This is a genomic window from Synechococcus sp. CS-205 (genome assembly GCF_025128255.1).
Lineage (GTDB): Bacteria > Cyanobacteriota > Cyanobacteriia > PCC-6307 > Cyanobiaceae > Regnicoccus_A.
The window spans coordinates 1-17745 of the sequence record NZ_JAHLZB010000036.1 but is presented as its reverse complement, the minus strand read 5'-3'; the positions used below and the strand labels follow the sequence as shown (position 1 = coordinate 17745).

At 67.7% G+C, this 17745-nt stretch carries 17 protein-coding genes and 1 pseudogene; 14 read left to right on the top strand and 4 right to left on the bottom strand.

Annotated features, from left to right (window positions below; translation table 11 throughout):
- The first annotated feature begins 9 nt into the window (after positions 1-9).
- Positions 10-2511, top strand: coding sequence for a ligase-associated DNA damage response DEXH box helicase (locus KQ297_RS09215; RefSeq protein WP_259739155.1), 2502 nt, complete (start codon positions 10-12; stop codon positions 2509-2511).
- Between the two features lie 129 nt (positions 2512-2640).
- Here the strand turns inward: KQ297_RS09215 and KQ297_RS09210 are convergent, their stop codons facing one another.
- Positions 2641-2877 (bottom strand): hypothetical protein, encoded by a 237-nt coding sequence (locus KQ297_RS09210; protein ID WP_259739154.1) that lies wholly within the window; start codon positions 2875-2877, stop codon positions 2641-2643.
- A 104-nt stretch (positions 2878-2981) separates the two neighbouring features.
- On the opposite strand from KQ297_RS09210, the gene KQ297_RS09205 reads away from it, so the two are divergent.
- The gene (locus tag KQ297_RS09205) at positions 2982-3224 is read left to right on the top strand and encodes a hypothetical protein (protein WP_259739153.1); all 243 of its coding nucleotides are present in this window, start codon (positions 2982-2984) and stop codon (positions 3222-3224) included.
- A gap of 31 nt (positions 3225-3255) precedes the next feature.
- On the opposite strand, the gene KQ297_RS09200 is transcribed toward KQ297_RS09205, so the two are convergent.
- Positions 3256-5361, bottom strand: a complete 2106-nt coding sequence (locus KQ297_RS09200; protein ID WP_259739152.1) for a 4Fe-4S binding protein — start codon at positions 5359-5361, stop codon at positions 3256-3258.
- Between the two features lie 53 nt (positions 5362-5414).
- On the opposite strand from KQ297_RS09200, the gene KQ297_RS09195 reads away from it, so the two are divergent.
- Together KQ297_RS09195 and pdeM are read left to right on the top strand one after the other, a co-directional pair.
- Positions 5415-5996, top strand: a complete 582-nt coding sequence (locus KQ297_RS09195) for a glutathione S-transferase family protein (RefSeq protein WP_259739151.1) — start codon at positions 5415-5417, stop codon at positions 5994-5996.
- 14 nt (positions 5997-6010) lie between these two features.
- Positions 6011-6718, top strand: coding sequence for a ligase-associated DNA damage response endonuclease PdeM (gene pdeM / locus KQ297_RS09190; RefSeq protein WP_259739150.1), 708 nt, complete (start codon positions 6011-6013; stop codon positions 6716-6718).
- Here the strand turns inward: pdeM and KQ297_RS09185 are convergent.
- Positions 6675-7109 carry a CBS domain-containing protein gene (locus KQ297_RS09185; RefSeq protein ID WP_259739190.1) on the bottom strand — a complete coding sequence of 145 codons (435 nt, stop codon included), beginning with the start codon at positions 7107-7109 and terminating at the stop codon, positions 6675-6677. The genes pdeM and KQ297_RS09185 overlap by 44 nt on opposite strands.
- Positions 7110-7212: 103 nt before the next feature.
- Here KQ297_RS09185 and KQ297_RS09180 point away from each other — a divergent pair, with 103 nt between their 5' ends.
- Complete coding sequence (locus KQ297_RS09180; protein ID WP_259739149.1) at positions 7213-7800, top strand: CDP-alcohol phosphatidyltransferase family protein; 588 nt, start codon at positions 7213-7215, stop codon at positions 7798-7800.
- Here KQ297_RS09180 and KQ297_RS09175 read toward each other — a convergent pair.
- Positions 7769-8689, bottom strand: coding sequence for an NAD-dependent epimerase/dehydratase family protein (locus KQ297_RS09175; protein ID WP_259739189.1), 921 nt, complete (start codon positions 8687-8689; stop codon positions 7769-7771). The genes KQ297_RS09180 and KQ297_RS09175 overlap by 32 nt on opposite strands.
- Positions 8690-8782: 93 nt before the next feature.
- Here KQ297_RS09175 and KQ297_RS09170 point away from each other — a divergent pair, with 93 nt between their 5' ends.
- The 9 genes and pseudogenes from KQ297_RS09170 to KQ297_RS09130 all read left to right on the top strand — a co-directional run bounded on the left by KQ297_RS09170 (position 8783) and on the right by KQ297_RS09130 (position 17658).
- On the top strand, positions 8783-9493 hold the full coding sequence (locus tag KQ297_RS09170; RefSeq protein WP_259739148.1) for a Coq4 family protein: 711 nt from the start codon (positions 8783-8785) through the stop codon (positions 9491-9493).
- Positions 9490-9693 (top strand): annotated as a pseudogene (locus tag KQ297_RS09165) (TIGR02450 family Trp-rich protein); the annotation flags it as partial. The gene KQ297_RS09170 and the pseudogene KQ297_RS09165, both read left to right, overlap by 4 nt.
- Positions 9694-9798: 105 nt before the next feature.
- The gene (hisA, locus tag KQ297_RS09160; protein ID WP_259739188.1) at positions 9799-10560 is read left to right on the top strand and encodes a 1-(5-phosphoribosyl)-5-[(5-phosphoribosylamino)methylideneamino]imidazole-4-carboxamide isomerase; all 762 of its coding nucleotides are present in this window, start codon (positions 9799-9801) and stop codon (positions 10558-10560) included.
- Positions 10561-10815: 255 nt separating this feature from the next.
- On the top strand, positions 10816-11178 hold the full coding sequence (locus KQ297_RS09155) for a Fur family transcriptional regulator (protein ID WP_259739187.1): 363 nt from the start codon (positions 10816-10818) through the stop codon (positions 11176-11178).
- Positions 11179-11245: 67 nt separating this feature from the next.
- A complete protein-coding gene (locus KQ297_RS09150) occupies positions 11246-12940 on the top strand; it encodes a DUF3685 domain-containing protein (RefSeq protein WP_259739147.1) in 1695 nt (564 codons plus the stop codon).
- A gap of 34 nt (positions 12941-12974) precedes the next feature.
- Complete coding sequence (locus KQ297_RS09145) at positions 12975-13568, top strand: thylakoid membrane photosystem I accumulation factor (protein WP_259739146.1); 594 nt, start codon at positions 12975-12977, stop codon at positions 13566-13568.
- Positions 13568-14962 carry a class II fumarate hydratase gene (gene fumC / locus KQ297_RS09140; protein WP_259739145.1) on the top strand — a complete coding sequence of 465 codons (1395 nt, stop codon included), beginning with the start codon at positions 13568-13570 and terminating at the stop codon, positions 14960-14962. The genes KQ297_RS09145 and fumC overlap by 1 nt, the downstream gene beginning before the upstream one ends.
- Positions 14963-15033: 71 nt before the next feature.
- Positions 15034-16005, top strand: a complete 972-nt coding sequence (locus KQ297_RS09135) for an integron integrase (RefSeq protein WP_259739144.1) — start codon at positions 15034-15036, stop codon at positions 16003-16005.
- A 300-nt stretch (positions 16006-16305) separates the two neighbouring features.
- Complete coding sequence (locus KQ297_RS09130; RefSeq protein WP_259739143.1) at positions 16306-17658, top strand: DEAD/DEAH box helicase family protein; 1353 nt, start codon at positions 16306-16308, stop codon at positions 17656-17658.
- Positions 17659-17745: the final 87 nt, after the last annotated feature.

Here is a 17745-nt window from a genome sequence, read left to right as displayed (position 1 = left end):
CCCCCCGCCTTGGCCTCCCAGCCCGTTGCACTCGAGCCGATCGAGGCCTGGTTCCGCCACAAGGGCTGGCGACCCCTTCCCTTTCAGCGTCAGTGCTGGAAGGCCTATCTGCACGGGCAGAACGGTCTGATCCAGGTACCCACCGGCGCCGGCAAAACCTATGCGGCGGTGATGGGACCCATCGCCGACATGCTGGCGAATCCAGGACCGGGCCTGCGCCTGCTCTACCTCACCCCCCTGCGCGCCCTCAGCCGCGATCTGGCCCTGGCGATCCGCGAGCCGATCGAGGCCATGGGCTGGCCGCTGACGCTGGGTATTCGCAACGGCGACACCGCCAGCAGTGAACGCAGCCGTCAGCTCGCTCAGCCGCCCCAGATCCTGATCACCACGCCGGAATCGCTCTCGGTGCTGCTGGCGAACCGCACCGCGGCGCAGCTGTTCGCGGGCCTCGAAGCGGTGATTCTCGACGAATGGCACGAGCTGATGGGCAGCAAGCGCGGCACTCAGACCGAGCTGGCCCTGAGCTGGCTGCGGGGGCAGCGCCCGGGGCTGCGCACCTGGGCGATCAGCGCCACCATCGGCAACCTGGAAGAGGCCGCCAGGGCAGCGGTGGGAGTTGGCGCGGCGACGGAGCCCCTGCTGGTGCGGGCGCGGGTGCGACGGGGCACGGAGATCCGCAGCCTGCTGCCGGAGTCGATCGACGGCTTCCCCTGGGGCGGTCACCTGGGCCTGCGCATGTACGAGGAGCTGGTGGCGGCCATGGATCCGGCCATCTCCACCCTGCTGTTCACCAACACGCGCAACCAGGCGGAGCGCTGGCACCAGTGCCTGCGTTACGCCTGCCCCGAGATGGAGGACGGTCTGGCCCTGCACCACGGCTCGATCGACCGGGCCGAGCGCGAGGCGATCGAGGCCGGGGTGAAGGCTGGGGACGTGCGCTGGGTGGTCTGCACCAGTTCCCTTGATCTGGGGGTCGACTTTCAGCCAGTGGAGCGGGTGGTGCAGATCGGCAGTGCCAAGAACCTCGCCCGGTTGCTGCAGCGGGCCGGCCGCTCGGCCCACAACCCCGGTGGCACCTCCCAGGTGCTGTTCATGCCCACCAACGCCCTGGAGCTGCTGGAGGTGTCGGCGATGCGGCGGGGGCTGGGGGAGGGGCTGGTGGAAACCCGCCGGCCGCCGGTGGCGCCGCTGGATGTGCTTCTGCAGCACCTCACCAGCCTGGCCTGCGGACCGGGCTTCGAGCCGGAGCGGGAGCTGGAGCGGGTCCGCAGCAGCTGGAGCTACCGCAACCTCGATCAGTCCAGCTGGCAGTGGTGTCTGCGCTTTCTCGAGCACGGCGGCGACTGCCTCGGCGCCTACCCCCGCTTCCGCAAGCTGGAGCGGGAGGAGCCCTGCCTTTACCGGGTCAAGGATCCCGCCATCGCCCGCCTGCACCGCCTGGGGATCGGCACGATCACCTCCAGCAGTTCGATCAGCGTCAAGGTGGTGCGCGGCACCACCCTCGGCCATGTGGAGGAAGGGTTCATCTCGCGCCTGAAGCCGGGTGATGTGTTCTTTTTTGCCGGACGGCAGCTGGAGTTCGTGCGGCTGCGCGACATGACCGCCCTGGTGAAGGCCAGCACCCGCAAGAGCCGCACGGTGCCCGCCTGGGCCGGGGGCCAGATGGCCCTCTCGGATCTGCTCAGCGTTCACCTGCGCCGGGAAGTGCACCGCTGTGCCGGGGCCATCCAGGCGGCGGAACCTGCGGCAGCCAGTGCCGACGATCACCGGCTCGACACGGCCGAACTGCGGGCCCTGGAGCCGCTGCTGCGCCGCCAGGCCGACCTCTCGCGCCTGCCGCGGGAGGATCAGTTCCTGGTGGAAGTGACCCGCAGCCGCGAGGGCAGCCACCTGTTCGCCTACCCCTTCGAGGGGCGCTTCGTGCATGAGGGCCTGGGCTTCCTCTGGGCCGGACGCCTCACCCGGATCCAGGCGGCCACGATCACGGTGTCGGTGAACGATTACGGCTTCGAGCTGCTGGCCCCCCGCGGCTACCCCTTCGAAGCCCTGTACGAGGCCTGGAGCGACGCCCTGCTCGATCAAGGGGAGCTGGAAGCGGATCTGGAGGCCTCGATCAACCTCTCGGAGCTCTGCCGCCGCCGCTTCCGCTCCATCGCCCAGATTGCCGGCCTGGTGGTCAACGGCTTCCCCGGCCAGCGCAAGAGCGGCGGCCAGCTGCAGATCAGCGCCGCTCTGCTCTTCGATGTGTTCAACCGCCATGAACCCGGCAACCGCCTGCTGGAGCAGGCGCGCCGCGAAGTGATGGACGAGCAGCTGGAACTGGGCCGCCTGCGCCAGGCCCTCGATCGCCTCAGCCGCGCCCAGCGGCTGCTGGAACGCACACCACGGCCTGGCCCCTTCGCGTTCCCGTTGCTCGTGGAGCGCCTGAACAACCGCATGAGCAACGAGTCGGTGCTGGAGCGGGTGCAGCGGCTGGTGGCCGAAGCCAGAAAAGCCGAAGACGACGGCTGAGCAATGCCAGCTCTGGAAGGCCCGACTCAGGCTTTGCTCAGTTTCTTGACGATCCAGTTCATCAGCACCAGGGAACCCACCAGGGCGATCAGCAGGGCGATGGTCATGGGGGAAAGTCTTGTGGGGTGATTATGTCGGGTCGCTGAGCAGGGAATCCACCAACACCGTTCCATCCCGCAGCAGCCGCGCCACGGTGAGGTTGTTCACCGGCTGATCGTGGCCACTTTCCAGCAGCCACTCGGCCATTTCCATGCGCAGGGCATAGGCCTCTTCGAATCGCTCACGGCTCTCGAGAGCGTGCAGGCGGCACTCAAGCCAGTGGCGGGTTTCACCCGGAAGCTGGCGCTGGAGGCGTCGTCGAGTCAATAGGGCTCTCCATCCATGGCGGAATCCTGGCGGAGCGCCTTGCCTTTGGTGTAGCAAGAGGAACACATCCGGTTGGACACTGGTCGCCACTGGATGCCGTTGTGATGAGCCACCACTGGCTTGGGCCTGCCCTGGCGATCACCGCCCTGCTGGCCACCACCCATGACACCCGCCACGACTGCCGCCTCTGGCGGAGCAGCCGCGGCCTGGAACGGGTCGAGATCGCCAACCGCCTCGGTGCCGCCAACCTGCTCACAAAGGAGCACAACTTCGCTGTGGCCACCCCGGGAGAATCCCGAAGCCTCTACAGCAGCTCAGACATCCGGCGGCTCTGCGCGCTGTTGTGAAGGCGAGGGTCATCCTGGCGCCACGGGCTGCCTAACCCGCCACCAGCCAGCGCCCCCCCGCCCCCAGCGCCAGGGCAGCGGCGCTGCCCCACCACAGGGCCGCCCCCCTGTTCAGCAGCAGGCGGCGCAGCAACACCAGCGAGCTGCCCACCCCCACCAGCAGCACCAGGCTCTGACAGAAGGCGATCACGTGGTGATCAGCGCTCCAGCCGGGGAGTGGCTGCTGGAAGGTGACCGGCAGCCAAAGGCCCGCTTCCGCCATCCCCACCGGCAGATGCCGCGCCAGCAGCAGGGCCCAGAGCAGAGGCAGCAGGCCATAGAGCCCGAGGCGCAGGCGCCGGGCGGCCCTGCCCGCCGGCGTCAGCCAGCTCCCGAACCGATGCGCAACCAGCGCCAGGGCCGAGGGCAGCGCCAGGGCAAGGGCGGCGAAGGCCAGGCGCGGCAGCAGGGGTCCGGCCTGCAGGCTCTCGGGGGCCATGGGCAGTCCCCCGAGCAGGCGATCCCAGAACTTCAGGCAGACGCCACCGGCCAGCACCAGGATCAGACCCGCCTCACCGTCGGGAGGAGCCATCTCCCGCTGCAGGTCGGCGGCGGGAGGCCGCAGGCTCAGTTGCACGGAACGGTGCGGGCAGGCCTGGGCGCAGGTGAGGCAGAGCACGCAGTTGCGATTGTCGTCGAGGTGGGCCGGATGGGTGCCGAGGGGGCAGCCGGCCGTGGCCAGGCCCTCCCCGTCGGCGGGGCCGCCCTTGAAGCAGGCGTAGGTGCTGCAGCTGCCGCTGCAGGTGCCCACCTGGGCGCGCAGCTCCAGCACAGAAAGCTTGGCGAACAGGCCGTTCATCCCCCCCACCGGGCAGAGATAACGGCACCAGAAGCGCTTCTCGAAGCGCAGGGAACCGACCACGGCCCCGGCGGTGATCAGCAGCAGCAGGCAGCTGCTCAGCCGGGCGCTGTTCTCCAGATCCGCCAGCTCCTCCCAGAGCAGGATCGCGGCGAAGCCGGCGGCCAAGGCCGGCGCGGCCCAGCGGTCGGTCTCCCCCCTGGGCCAGCGGGCCGGCTGCCAACCGAGGGCAACGGCCAGCCGCTGGCTGATCTCACCCCAGACCATGAACGGGCAGAAGGAGCACCAGAGGCGGCCCACCAGGGGATACCCCAGCAGGATCAGAGGCCACCACCAGGCCCAGAACAGATTCAGTGCCCCGTTGTGGGCGCGATCCTGGGGGCCGAGCCACAACCACAGGTTCACCAGCACGAACAGCCAGCTCACCAGACCGAACAGAAGGGCGTTCCAGAGCCGTGGCGAGCGCATCCAGGTGCGCAGGGCCGGCTTCCAGCGCCAGAGGTCGAAGCGTGGGCGGCTCTGGCGGGAGGGCAGCCAGAACACCTCTTCCGGCAGCTCCGGCGGCGGCTCGCCCTCGCTGGGCGCCGGCAGCTGGCGCAGGGCCCGCTCCACCAGGTCCTCCAGCTCGCGCACATTGCCGGGGAAGTCGTGGGTCTGCAGGCGCCGGATCAGCTCCGTGCCCACCACCGGTGCCACCGGCCAGCCCAGGGCCCGGCTCTTGAGGCGCAGGTCGTAGCGAAGCCAGTCGCCCAGGTCCTGCCGCCGCACCCGCAGCGGCGGCACGCGGATCAGTGTGCAGGCGCGCTCGAAGCCGGGCACCACCGCCTCGGTGGTGAAGACCACCCGACCCGGGAAGTGGCGGGGGGCCGCGCCGGGATCCGGGGGCTGCCAGCGGCCGCTGCTGGCCAGCTCCAGCAGGGCTGGCAGGAGCTGGGGGTCGACGCGGTCGAGCTTGTCGATCAGCAGGGCCCCCACCTGCGGATTCTCCAGCAGGGAGCCTTCACCGCCACGGCCGGCACTGCCGAACAACTCAGCGCCATCGCCCCGCAGCACCGCCCCGTCGAGCCGCACCATCAGCGTCCTCCGGGAGGGGGAGCCGAAATGGATCAGCGCGGCGATGTTGTCCTTCTCCAGGCCGGGCTCGCCGCTGATCAGCAGGGCACCGCCATCGGGATCCTGGGAGGCCTCCCGCACCGCCTCGCGCAGGGAACGGGCATAGCGGCTGTCGCCGACGATGCCGCGGCGGGCGCGGCCCACCAGATAAGGCGCCAGACGGAGCAGGCTGTCGTCCACCGGCATTCCATCCCCGTGAAGCTCCATTCTGCGGCGAGGATTTCCACCGCACCCACCCCATGACCCTCACCCTCCACGGCGGAGCCCGCTCCAGGGCCTCGATGCCCCGCTGGTATCTGGCCGAGAAAGCGATCCCCTACACCTGGCACCTCCTCGACATGCAGGCCGGTGAACACCGGCAGGAGGCCTTTCTGGCGATCAATCCCTTCGCCAAGGTGCCAGCGCTTGAAGACAGCGCCGCCCGCGGCCCCGACGGGGAACCCCTGCGCCTGTTCGAGAGCGGCGCGATCCTGCTTTACCTCGCCGATCGCTATGGCCAGGAGTTCTCGACCCCCGAGCAGCGGGCCCTGGCGGAGCAGTGGGTGCTGTTCGCCAACGCCACCCTGGCCACGGCCCTGTTCGTGGAAAGCGCCAGGGAGCGGGAATTCCCACGGCTGATGGCCGCCCTCGACCAGCTCCTGGCCAAAGGAAGCCCCCTGATCGGTGAGGTCTGGGGTGTGGCCGATTGTGCGGTGAACGCTCACCTGGCCTACCTGCCGGTCTTCTTCCCCCAGCTCGATCTGAGCCCGTACCCGGCGGTTCAGGCCACGATCGAGGCCACCCGCGCCAGGCCGGCATACCAGGCGGCGATGGCCACCTGATCCGGGGCGCGGCGATGACGGATCACCCTCTCGATCGGGCCCCCTTCCACTGGCAGGGGCACCGGCTGGAGCTGCTGGCGGCCAAGGCCATCTGGGACCCGCAGCAACGGCTGCTGCTGCTGGCCGACCTGCACCTGGGCAAAGCCGAGACCTTCCAGAGCCATGGCATCGCCCTGCCCAGCGACGGGGATGCGGGCACCCTCAACGCCCTGCTGGCCCTGGCCCACCGCTGGCAGCCCCGGGAGGTGGTGGTGCTGGGCGACCTGATCCACAGCCGGCTGGGCCTCACCGCGGAGCTGCGTCAGAAGCTCAGGGCCCTGCCCCAGCTGCTGGGCTGCCCGCTGCGGCTGATCGGCGGCAACCACGAACAGGGCAGCTGGATCGAGGGCCTGCCCCAGGAGCCGGCCACGCCCCGTGGCCCCCTCTGGCTCAGCCATGGTCCCGAGGATCAGCCCCCGCCCGGGGCAGCCGATCACCTGCACATCTGCGGTCACCTGCATCCGGTGGCGCTGATCGGCGACCGCAGCGACCGGCTGCGACTGCCCTGTTTCAGCTACGACATCAGGAGTCGGCGGCTGCTGCTGCCCTCCTTCGGGCAGCTCACCGGCGGACATCCCTGCGATCCACTCGAGCAGATCTGGCTGGTGGCCGACGGGGCGATCCTGCCCTGGAGGGAGATCAGCCCTCGGCCGCCAGGGAGCGCACCACATCGCCGCGGGTGAGCACTCCCACCACAGCCTGGTCTTCGCACACGAACAGCCGCTGGGTGGAACGGTCGTGCAGCAGCTTGGCGGCAGCCGCCAGCGACACGTCGGCGTTGCAGCTGTGGGGATGGCGGCCCATCACGTCGGCCACCGTGTTGCCCAGCACCTGGTGCACCTGCTTGTCCCAGTCGAGGGGGTTGCGCAGGTAGATCACGGCATCGAGCAGCATCACGTAGGGACCGGCATCGAAGCCGCTCTCCCGCACCATCAGATCCTGTTCGCTGAGTTCTCCGATCAGGGCCCCCTGCCCATCGAGCACGGGCAGGCCACTGATGTGGTGATCACTCATCAGCTTCACCGCGTCCTGCAGCGGCGTGGTCGGCGTCACCGACAGCACGGGTGTGGACATCGCATCGGCCACCCGTACGGTCCTTGGGGTGTCGGTGGTCATCGGGGCAGAGCATCTGCAAGGGTTCTAGGCCAGCGTGGGGGCACGACCCGACCCTTTCCCGATGCGTTCCACCGCGCACGAACCGCCAGGGCATCGGCCCGCTGCGCCGCTGTCCCGTCGTCTGGCAGACGGACTCACCGTGGCCCGGGCCTTGCTCGGACTGCCCCTGCTGCTGGCCCTCGGCGCAGGCCAGGCGGGGCTGGCGTGGGTTCTGCTGCTGCTGGGCGGCTTCAGCGACTGGGCCGACGGCTGGCTGGCCCGGTGCTCGGGTGGTGGCTCGGTCTGGGGAGCACGGCTCGACCCTCTCACCGACAAGATCCTGATCAGCGCACCCCTGCTCTGGCTGGCCAGGGAGGGGACCCTGCCCGTCTGGGCGGTGTGGCTGCTGCTGGCGCGGGAGTTGCTGATCTCCGGCTGGCGGGCCGGCCAGGCCAGCGGCGCTCCGGCCTCCCCGGCCGGCAAGGCGAAGACCGTGCTCCAGTTCGCGGCCCTGCTGCTGCTGCTCTGGCCCCTCACCTGGCCTCTGGCCAGCGGCCTGCAAAGGTTGGGCTGGTGGCTGTTCTGGCCCTCGCTGCTGCTGGCGCTCAGCTCCGGCGCCACCTACCTGTGGGCCGGCCTCAGCCGGCCCACAGAACCTGATCGGAGCTGAAGTCGGGCGTGGTGGGGCCGCGCAGGGCGTAATCATTGGCATAACTGTCGGCCAGGCCGGCTTCGAGATCGAAGGCGGGTGACCAGGCCAGCTCCCGCTGCACGCGGTGAATGTCGGTGAGGAAATGGGCCAGGCGCAGCGGAAAGGCCTTGCGGGCTTTCTTCTCGAGGCCAGAAGGATCGAAACTGCGGATCTCCACGGCCTCGGGATCGACCCCGCAGGCCCTGGCCGCCGCGGCCACCAGGCCCCGGAAGGTGACGCCCTGGGCGCCGCTGCAGTTGTAGATGCGGTTGGCCGCGGCCTCCACATCCAGGCAGCGGGCCATCGCCGTGGCCAGATCGCTGACATGGCCCAGTTGGGTGATCGTGGTGCCATCGCCGGGCAGGGGCACCGGCTGGCCGTGGACGATCCGCTCAAAGAACCAGCTCTCCACCGGGTTGTAGTTGCCCGGTCCGTAGATGTAGGTGGGGCGGAAGCTGGTGAATGGAATCGCCTGCTGCCGCAGCCAGGCCTCGGTGTCGAGCTTGCCGGCGTGCCGGCTGGCGGGGTCGGTGGCGGCGTCCTCATCCAGGGGCCAGAGCTCGCTGTCGGCGTAGACCCCAGCGGAGCTCACGTACACGAAGCGATAGCTCGGCGCTCCGGTGCGCTCCACCACAGCCTGGCTGTCGGCGCCGCTGCGGCCGCTGCTGTCGATGATCACGTCGAAGGAGCGGCCGCTCAGCGGCTCAAGGCCGGCGGGGTCGCTGCGGTCGCCCGCGAGATGCTCAACCCCCTCGGGCAGGGGCTGGCGGCCGCGGGTGAAGAGGGTGAGCTGGTGGCCGGCGGCGAGCAACTGCGCCACCAGAGGCTTGCCGATGAAACGGGTTCCACCCATCACCAGGATCTTCACGGCCATTCAGCGGGGAGGGCGCCATTCAAGCGGCCGGGGCGTCAGCCTCAGACCCGGCTGCAATGCTGCAGGCGCTGGATCGCCCGCAAGGCCATGCCCCGCTGGACCGAGCTGCTGCGCTCGCTCAACAACCTCAAACTGCTCTCCGCCATAGGCCGCAGCGGTGGCGATCTGCATTCGGTGGCCGACCTGGTCGACAACATGCTCGAGAGCCCCCAGATGGAGGCCTGCGTGCGTCGCTTCCGCGCCATCCCCGGCGGCGCCGAGATGATGGATCAGCGCTATCCCCCCCTGCAACCCGACATCGAGCGCATGATCCAGATGCCGGAGGGAAGCCTTGGCCACGGGTATGCGCAGCTGATCAGGCATCTCAACTACGACCCTGAGTTCTTCCGGCCACGCACGACCGACACCGAGGCGCGCTGGCTGACCCAGCGGATCGGCACAACCCACGACATTCACCACGTGGTGACCGGCTTCGGCACGGGTGCCGTGGGCGAGAACGGGGTGCTGATGATCACCGCCAGCCAGATCGGCTTTCCCGCCTACGTGCTGCTCAACACCGCCGCCCAGCTGAGCAGCTTCCGTCAGCAGGGCCTGCAACGGACGGCCCAGCTCGACTACGAGCAGCTCAGCACCGCTCTGGCCCACGCCATGGCGATCGCCCGCAGCGCCTCCTGCCTGGCGGCGGTGCGCTGGGAAGAGGGCTGGGAGCGGTCGGTGCAGGACTGGCGCGAGCAACTGGGGATCCGCGAGCCGGCCGATCACACCCCCTATGGACTGACGCTCGCACCAGGGTTGTGAGCAGGAGTCAGCCGCGCCTGCCGCCCCACTGGACCGCCCAGGCAGCCGCCCTTTCCGAGAGCGGCGGTCATCGTCATTTCCGGCTGCTCGGAGCGCGGGGGCGCGGAAGTGAGCGGGCGATCGAGCTCTCGGCACTGCTGGATCCAGCGTTTCGGCTGGTGGTGCCCTTGAAGCAGCTGCGCGACCAGCGGCACTGGCTACCGGGCTGGCAGCAACTGCCGCAACCCGAGCCTGAGACGGAGACCATCCCCGAAAGCGGCCAGGGAAGATGGAACACAACCCAGCGCCAGTTCCCCTTCGCCGCCATGCAGATCATCCCGGCCATCGACCTGCTCGACGGGCAGTGCGTGCGCCTGCACCAGGGCGATTACGACCGGGTCACCCGCTTCAGCGACGATCCGGTGGCCCAGGCCCTCTCCTGGCAGGAGCAGGGGGCCGAGCGGCTGCACCTGGTCGACCTCGACGGGGCCCGCAGCGGTCTGCCCGTGAACGATGGCGTGGTGCGCGCCATCACCGCCGCCCTCACGATCCCCGTGCAGCTGGGGGGAGGCGTGCGCACGGCGGAGCGGGCCGACGACCTGCTGGCCTGCGGGCTCGATCGGGTGATCCTCGGCACCGTGGCGATCGAGCAGCCTGAGCTGGTGCGGCAGCTGGCGGCGCGCCATCCCGGCCGCATCGTGGTGGGTATCGACGCCCGGAACGGCAAGGTGGCCACCCGAGGCTGGATCGAGGAGAGCCACACCATGGCCACCGAACTGGCCGCCAGCTTCGAGGGCAGCGGCGTGGCGGCGATCATCAGCACCGACATCGCCACCGACGGCACCCTGGCCGGGCCCAACCTGGAGGCCCTGCGGGCCATGGCGGACGCCAGCTCCCTGCCGGTGATCGCCTCGGGCGGCGTGGGCTCGCTCACTGACCTGCTGGCGCTGCTCAGCCTGGCCCCCCTGGGGGTGGAGGGCGTGATCGTGGGCCGGGCCCTCTACGACGGCAGCGTGGACCTGCGCGAAGCCCTCCAGGCGGTGGGATCCGCACGGCTCCAGGACCCCCTGGATGCGACGGTCTGCTGATCGAAGCGCTGCGCTGAGCACTGATCGGAGCGGGCCCATCCCCCGATGGAAGCCATCACGCTGGGCAAGGCCCTTAACATAGAGATCAGTGATCATTCCTCAACCGGGTCCGTGTCCGTTGCCCTCACCACCACAGACGTGCCGGTGAGATCCGGAGAATCCTCAGAAGCCGACGGCAGCTCCCGGCAGGATTCGTCCCCGGTTGACGTGCGCGCCACGGTCTCCCAGGCCTTCCGGCGCTGCCGCGACCTGGGCATGCGCCTGAGCCGCCAGCGGCGGATGGTTCTGGAACTGCTCTGGAGCGACCGTCGTCACCTCAGCGCCCGCGACATCTTCGAGCGGCTCAACGCCCAGGGCCGCAACATCGGCCACACCTCCGTTTATCAGAATCTCGAAGCCCTCCAGTCAGCCGGTGTGATCGAGTGCCTCGACCGTGCCAGCGGTCGGCTTTATGGCTATCGCAGCGATCCCCACAGCCACCTCACCTGCCTGCACAGCGGCGACATCCAAGACCTCGACGTGGTCTTACCCCAGGAGCTGGTGCACCAGATCGAGGATCTCACCGGTTACAGCATCGAGTCGTACACCCTGCAGCTTTACGGGCGTCGCCGCAGCTGAACCGATTCCGGCCTCTGGAGTTTCCAGCCCGCTCTCGTTACCTTGAGCCCATGGACAGGATCGGCGCGTGACTCAGCCTTTGCCCGCTCAGGGGCCAGGGGGGCAGCTGGGTGCGCAGGTGCTGCTGCTGGCCCAGCCGCTCCTGCGTCAGGGGCTGAGACGATTGCTGGAGGAGGCGAGCCCCCCCTGCCGGGTGGCGAGCGGGCCCTCCGAGCTCGATGGCGCCCCTCAACTGGTGATCTGGAGCCTGGAGGCCCCGATTCATCCCGACAACCTGCTGCTGGAACTGCAGCGCCTGGAGCAGCGCTGGCTGCCAGCGCCTCTGCTTCTCCTGCTTCCTGCTCAGCCCGGCTGCAGTCCTGAGTGGCTGCTGCAGCTGCCGGCCGCCGGTCTTCTGCAGCAGCCCGAGCCGGAAGCCCTTCTCGGAGCCGTGTCCACCCTGCTGGGAGGCGGCAGGGTGGTGGCCGTGGGGGACGGCAGCGACACCATGGCCAACCCCAGGGCTGAGGGTGCCTGGGGCGCTGGAACGATGGGGCTCGGCCAGTGGCTGTTGATCAGTGGCCTCCAGCAGATCGATCGGGAGCTGGAGGTCTGCCGTGGCCTGCTGGACCCTCCCCCCACCAATCTGCTGCTGCAGCTGATCCTGGAAGGGCGACGGCGGGAGCTGCACGCCGCCCGGCAGCTGGTGATCTGGCTCTGGGGGCCGGTGTCGATGGCCTGGAGTGCCACGGGAGTGCCCCTGGAGCTGGAGGCCCCCACCCGAGAACCACGCCCCCCCAGCAGCGGCAGCACCGCGATCACCCTGCGGCAGCGCACCGCCGTGGCCGTGTGGGAGGCGATCCATCAACGGCTGGGCCAGGCCAGCCAGGGACAGCTCCTGCGCCAGGGCAGCAGCGAGCTGTTCGCCCTCGAGGGACTCAGCCCCGAGCGGCGCAGGGATCTGTTCCTGGCCTTGCTCACCCAACTGGATCAGCTGCTGCGCGAGCTGCGTCAGGAGCACCTGCGCGGCGACGACCTCCAGCAGAGGTGGCAGGCCCTGCAGCCCAACCTGCGCCGCCAGGCGCTGCGTCAGATGGCAGGCCCCTATGTGCAGTTGCCCCAGCAGGGCGCGTTGCTGCCCGTGGCCGAGACGCTCACCAGCGAGGGGAGCTTCGATCTCGACGACCCTGAACTCCCCTCGAGCCAGCCGATGCTGGCGGCCCTGCTCTCCGCCCAGCCGCTGCTGGTGGATGGCCGCCTGCTTGCCCCCGATGAACCCCAGGCCCTTCTATATCTCGAAGCCCTGGTGAGCAACTGGTTAATCCGCAGCGCCGAGCGCATCAGTGCCGACGTGCTCGCCAGCTGCGGCGACTGGCCGGAACTGCGCCGCTACCTGCTGGTGGAGGAGCTGATCGCCACCCGAAGCCTGGAGCGCCTGCGCAACCAGCTCAATGCCCAGCAGCGCTGGAGCGAGTGGTTCGAGAAGCCCGTCCAGCTCTATGAGAGCCAGCGGCTGCTCTACCGCCTGGAGGAAGGAGGCACGATCCGCCCCCTGCTGCTCACCGAACCCCGCGACGAAGAACTGCGCCAGCTGGGCTGGCTGCAGCAGAGCGTCACCCTGGCGCTGGAGGCCAGAGACGCTCTCGCACCCCAGCTGCGTGCCCTGCTGCAACGCGTCGGGGATCTGGTCGTGGTGGTGCTCACCCAGGTGATCGGTCGCGCCATCGGCCTGGTGGGGCGCGGGATCCTCCAGGGCCTGGGGCGAAGCATCAGCCGACCCTGAGGGTCACAATGGCTCCAGCCCACCTGGTGTTCGGTTGCGCGTTCCTACCCGCCTCGGCTTTCAAGCCGGGCTTCTCTCCTGTCTGCACTCAGGCCTGCTCAGTCTGATCGTGGGCGCCTGGCTGTGGCTGGCGCCAGCCTGGCCGGTGGCGGCCGCCCTCACCACCAACAGCTACGACGGCAACATCTATTCCCTCTACGCCGGCAACGGCTCCCTGGTGCCACCGCGCAGCAGCCTGGCCCAGGCCATGGCCGACCACCGGCCGGTGGTGCTGATCTTCTATCTCGACGACAGCGCCGACAGCAAGCAGTTCGCCCCCGTGGTCTCGGAGCTGCAGCGGCTGTGGGGTGCACGCGTGGAGATCATTCCGCTCACCACCGATCTGCTCCAGAACCGCCCCGACGAGGGCACGAGTGACCCAGCCCACTACTGGAAGGGGCTGATCCCCCAGGTGGTGGTGCTGGATCCGGCCGGCCGGGTCGTCTTCGACGGCAAGGGCCAGGTGAGCAGTGAAGCCGTCAGTGCGGCCCTGAGCAAGGCCACCGGGCTCAATCCCGCCGGCAGCGCCAGCACCAGCGCCACCCGCAGCTTCAATGAGCTCAACAGCGAAGTGGTGCCCGCAGGCTGATGACCACCCCGCCGGGAGACTCCACACGCCGCGAAACCGACAGCCTCGGTGCCCTCGAGGTGCCGGCGCAGCACTACTGGGGTGCCCAGACCCAGCGGTCGCTTCACTTCTTCCCCTTCGGCGAGGCGATGCCGGAGCCGATCCTGCGGGCCTTCGGCCAGCTCAAGGCCGCCTGCGCCGAAGTGAACGCCAACCTGGGGGGCCTCGATCCGGCCCTGGCGTCCCTGATCGTGGCGGCGGCCGAAGAGGTGGCCAGCGGTGATCTGGCGGCGGAGTTTCCTCTGCGGGTCTGGCAGACGGGCTCAGGCACCCAGACCAACATGAACGTCAACGAGGTGATCGCCAACCGGGCGATCGAGGCGGCCGGAGGCGTGCTGGGCAGCAAGGCCCCGGTCCACCCCAACGACCACGTCAACCTGAGCCAGTCGAGCAACGACACCTTTCCCACCGCCCTGCACATTGCGGTGGTGCTGGAACTGGAGAGGCGGTTGATTCCCGCCGTGGAAGCGCTGATCAGAGCCCTGGATGCCAAGGCGGAGAGGTTTGCAGGGATCATCAAGATCGGTCGCACCCATCTGCAGGATGCTGTGCCGCTCAGCCTGGGCCAGGAGTTCGGCGGCTATGGGGCCCAGCTGGAGCTGGGGCTCGACAGTCTGCGTCACACGCTGCCCCAGGTTCGCCAGCTGGCGATCGGCGGCACGGCCGTGGGCACCGGCCTCAATGCCCCCCCAGGCTTCGGCGAGAAGGTGGCGGCACGGCTGGCCGAACGGATCGGCCTGCCGTTCAACAGCGCACCGAACAAGTTCCAGGCCCTGGCGGGCCATGAACCCCTGGCGGCAACCCATGGCGCTCTCACGGTGCTGGCCGGAAGCCTGCTGAAGATCGCCAACGACATCCGCTGGCTCGGCAGCGGACCCCGCTGTGGGCTGGGCGAGTTGATCTTGCCGGAGAACGAACCTGGCTCCTCGATCATGCCGGGCAAGGTGAATCCCACCCAGTGCGAAAGCCTCACGATGGTGGCCGTACAGGTGATGGGCAACAACAGCGCTGTGCAGATGGCGGCCAGCCAGGGCAACTTCGAGCTCAATGTGTTCAAGCCGCTGATCGCCCACAACGTGCTGGAGAGCATTGAGCTGCTCACCGGCGGCTGCACCAGCTTTCGCGAGCACTGCATTGAAGGGCTCCAGGCCAACGAGAGTCGCATCAGTGATCTGCTGGATCAGAGCCTGATGCTGGTGACGGCCCTCACCCCGGCGATCGGCTATGACCGCGCCTGCTCCATCGCCAAACATGCCCACGAGCACCGGCTGAGCCTCAAGGAAGCGGCCCTGGTGCTCGGCGAGATCAGCGCTGAGGAGTTCGATCGGTGGGTGAAACCGGAAGCGATGGTGTGAGTAATCCGGCAATTTGATTTCGAAAGCGTTGTGGGTGGGAATCCTCAGAGAGCGGCGATCTCTCCCGACCCATGACCAGCTCTTCGCGCCCACCGGGCCTGATCCAGCGGTACCGGGAGGAATTACAGGTGCGCCACTACGCTCGCCGAACCGTGAAAACCTACGAGCAGTGGCTGCGGCGTTTCCTGCGCTTCCACGGGATGCGCCACCCTCGGGAGATGGGAAGCGCGGAGGTGAATGCTTTCCTGAACCACCTGGCGGTGGAGCTGCAGGTGAGCGCCTCAACCCAGAACCAGGCACTGGCGGCGCTGTTGTTTCTCTACCGAGAGCTGCTGGAACGGGGTCTGGAGCTGGAGGGTGTGGTGCGGGCGCGGAACCGACGCCGATTGCCGGTGGTGCTGAGCGAAGCGGAAGTGCGGGCGGTACGCGAGCACTTGGAGGGGGATCCGGCCCTGGTAGTGGGACTCTTATATGGAAGCGGCTTGCGCCTGATGGAGGCCCTGCGGCTGCGCGTGAAGGATCTGGATTTCGAGCGGCGTGAACTGACCGTACGGGATGGGAAAGGCGGCAAGGACCGGCTCACGCTGCTACCCCAGAGCCTTGTGGCAGACCTGCAGCACCATCTGCTGGCTGTCAGGCAAGTGCATCAGGTGGATCTGGCTGCCGGGTGGGGCCAGGTGCTGATGCCCTATGCCCTGGCAAGAAAGTACCCCAATGCCGCTCGAGAGTGGGGCTGGCAGTGGGTCTTCCCTCAGGAGCGTCGCTGGCACGATCGAGCCTCAGGCACCCAGGGTCGCCACCATCTGGATCCGAGCCTCGTGCAGAAAGCCGTGAAGAGGGCCGTCTCTGCAGCTGGGGTGTTCAAGGCGGCCAGCAGTCACACCTTCCGCCATTCGTTTGCCACCCACCTGCTGGAGCGCGGCCAGGACATCCGGACGATCCAGGAATTGCTCGGCCACAAGGACGTGAGCACCACGATGATCTACACGCACGTGCTGAACCGCGGACCACTGGGCGTGCGCAGTCCCGCCGACATTCTGTAGCCCAATGAACAGATGGTTTGCGGACCCGTGAACCACGGCTAGATTTTGGTTCCATCCCCTGGAACCGATTGGCGCAAGAGGGTTCGGCAAGCTCTGAAGAGCGCATCCGCCTGTGGTTATCGGAAGGCAAGGGAACGGGGAGCATGGTTCACGGAACCCTCCAATGACTAGTTGTGCGGGCCATGCAAAGGCAACCAAGAGCCTGAAAGATGCGACCAAAATCTCACACATCCCCCATGGCCTGTGCTGCTTGGATAGGCTGCTCTATAATTCCCGCAAGGACAAGCTTGGCCGCAGTTCATGTCTGAGCAAGAAATCGAAGCCAACTTGATAGCCAGCCAGACTGAACTGAAATACGTTTATCGCGCAGATATCAATAGCCGTGCGGCGCTAGAGCTTAATTTTCGCGAGAAATTTGAGGCCCTGAATCGCGTCAAGTTGACGGACGGCGAGTTTGCCAGGCTGCTCGACGAGATCATCACGCCTGACGTCTTCGCTGCTGCCAGGCTCCTTCGCAATCTCAATGCCTTCACCCGAGACGACGGCACGCCGCTGAACTACTCGTTGGTGAACCTGAAAGATTGGTGCAAGAACGATTTTGAGGTGATCAATCAGCTCCGAATCAATACAGAGTACAGCCACCACCGCTACGACGTGATCCTGCTGATCAATGGCGTGCCGGTGATGCAGATCGAGCTCAAGAGCCTTGGCATCAATCCACGCCGGGCCATGGAGCAGATCGTCGAGTACAAGAATGATCCCGGCAACGGCTACACCCGCACGCTGCTCTGCTTCATGCAGCTGTTTGCCGTCAGCAATCGCGATCGCACCTATTACTTCGCCAATAACAACGCCCGTCACTTCGCCTTCAACGCCGAAGAGCGTTTCCTGCCGATCTATGAATTTGCAGGTGAGGACAACAAGAAGATCGCCCATCTCGACGACTTCGCCGCGCGCTTCCTGCCGAAATGCGATCTGGGGCGCACGATCAGCCGCTACATGGTTCTCCTAGCAGGCGAACAGAAGCTGATGATGATGCGGCCGTACCAGGTGTATGCCGTGCAGCATCTGGTGCGATGCATTGATGACGATAACGGCAACGGCTTCATCTGGCACACCACCGGCAGCGGCAAGACGCTCACCTCCTTCAAGGCGTCCACCCTGCTCAAGGAGAACCCACACATCCACAAGTGCGTGTTCGTGGTGGATCGCAAGGATCTCGATCGCCAGACCCGCGAGGAGTTCAACCGCTTCCAGGACGGCTGTGTGGAGGAAAACACCAACACGGCGGCCCTGGTGCGCCGCCTGCTGTCGGACGACTACGCCGACAAGGTGATCGTCACCACCATCCAGAAACTGGGGCTGGCACTGGATGAGAACAGCAAGCGCAATCAGCAACGGGCCAGGAGCGGCCAGGCCACCTATAAGGCGCAGCTCGAATCGTTGAAAGACAAGCGTCTGGTGTTCATCTTCGACGAGTGTCACCGCTCCCAGTTCGGCGAGAACCACAAGGCGATCAAGGCCTTCTTCCCCAGGGCCCAGCTGTTCGGCTTCACCGGCACGCCCATCTTCGAGGCGAATGCCTCCTCACAGAAGATCGAAGGTATCCATTCAGGGGTCGGGATGGCTCGCCAGGAACTCCGCTCCTGCTGATCTCTTGACGGCACGGTAATTCCCGCTTGTATCTCAGGCAGAGACTCCATGAGATGCCCACCCCTCCGGCCGGAATATCAGAAACGG

Bases quoted from the DNA above. Each gene is read 5' to 3' on its own strand.
- KQ297_RS09205 (WP_259739153.1), top strand. From the start codon at position 2,982: ATGAGCCACCACTGGCTTGGGCCTGCCCTGGCGATCACCGCCCTGCTG.
- KQ297_RS09200 (WP_259739152.1), bottom strand. From the start codon at position 5,361: ATGCCGGTGGACGACAGCCTGCTCCGTCTGGCGCCTTATCTGGTGGGC.
- KQ297_RS09195 (WP_259739151.1), top strand. From the start codon at position 5,415: ATGACCCTCACCCTCCACGGCGGAGCCCGCTCCAGGGCCTCGATGCCC.
- pdeM (WP_259739150.1), top strand. From the start codon at position 6,011: ATGACGGATCACCCTCTCGATCGGGCCCCCTTCCACTGGCAGGGGCAC.
- KQ297_RS09185 (WP_259739190.1), bottom strand. From the start codon at position 7,109: ATGTCCACACCCGTGCTGTCGGTGACGCCGACCACGCCGCTGCAGGAC.
- KQ297_RS09180 (WP_259739149.1), top strand. From the start codon at position 7,213: ATGCGTTCCACCGCGCACGAACCGCCAGGGCATCGGCCCGCTGCGCCG.
- KQ297_RS09170 (WP_259739148.1), top strand. From the start codon at position 8,783: ATGCCCCGCTGGACCGAGCTGCTGCGCTCGCTCAACAACCTCAAACTG.
- hisA (WP_259739188.1), top strand. From the start codon at position 9,799: ATGCAGATCATCCCGGCCATCGACCTGCTCGACGGGCAGTGCGTGCGC.
- KQ297_RS09155 (WP_259739187.1), top strand. From the start codon at position 10,816: ATGCGCCTGAGCCGCCAGCGGCGGATGGTTCTGGAACTGCTCTGGAGC.
- fumC (WP_259739145.1), top strand. From the start codon at position 13,568: ATGACCACCCCGCCGGGAGACTCCACACGCCGCGAAACCGACAGCCTC.
- KQ297_RS09135 (WP_259739144.1), top strand. From the start codon at position 15,034: ATGACCAGCTCTTCGCGCCCACCGGGCCTGATCCAGCGGTACCGGGAG.
- KQ297_RS09130 (WP_259739143.1), top strand. From the start codon at position 16,306: ATGTCTGAGCAAGAAATCGAAGCCAACTTGATAGCCAGCCAGACTGAA.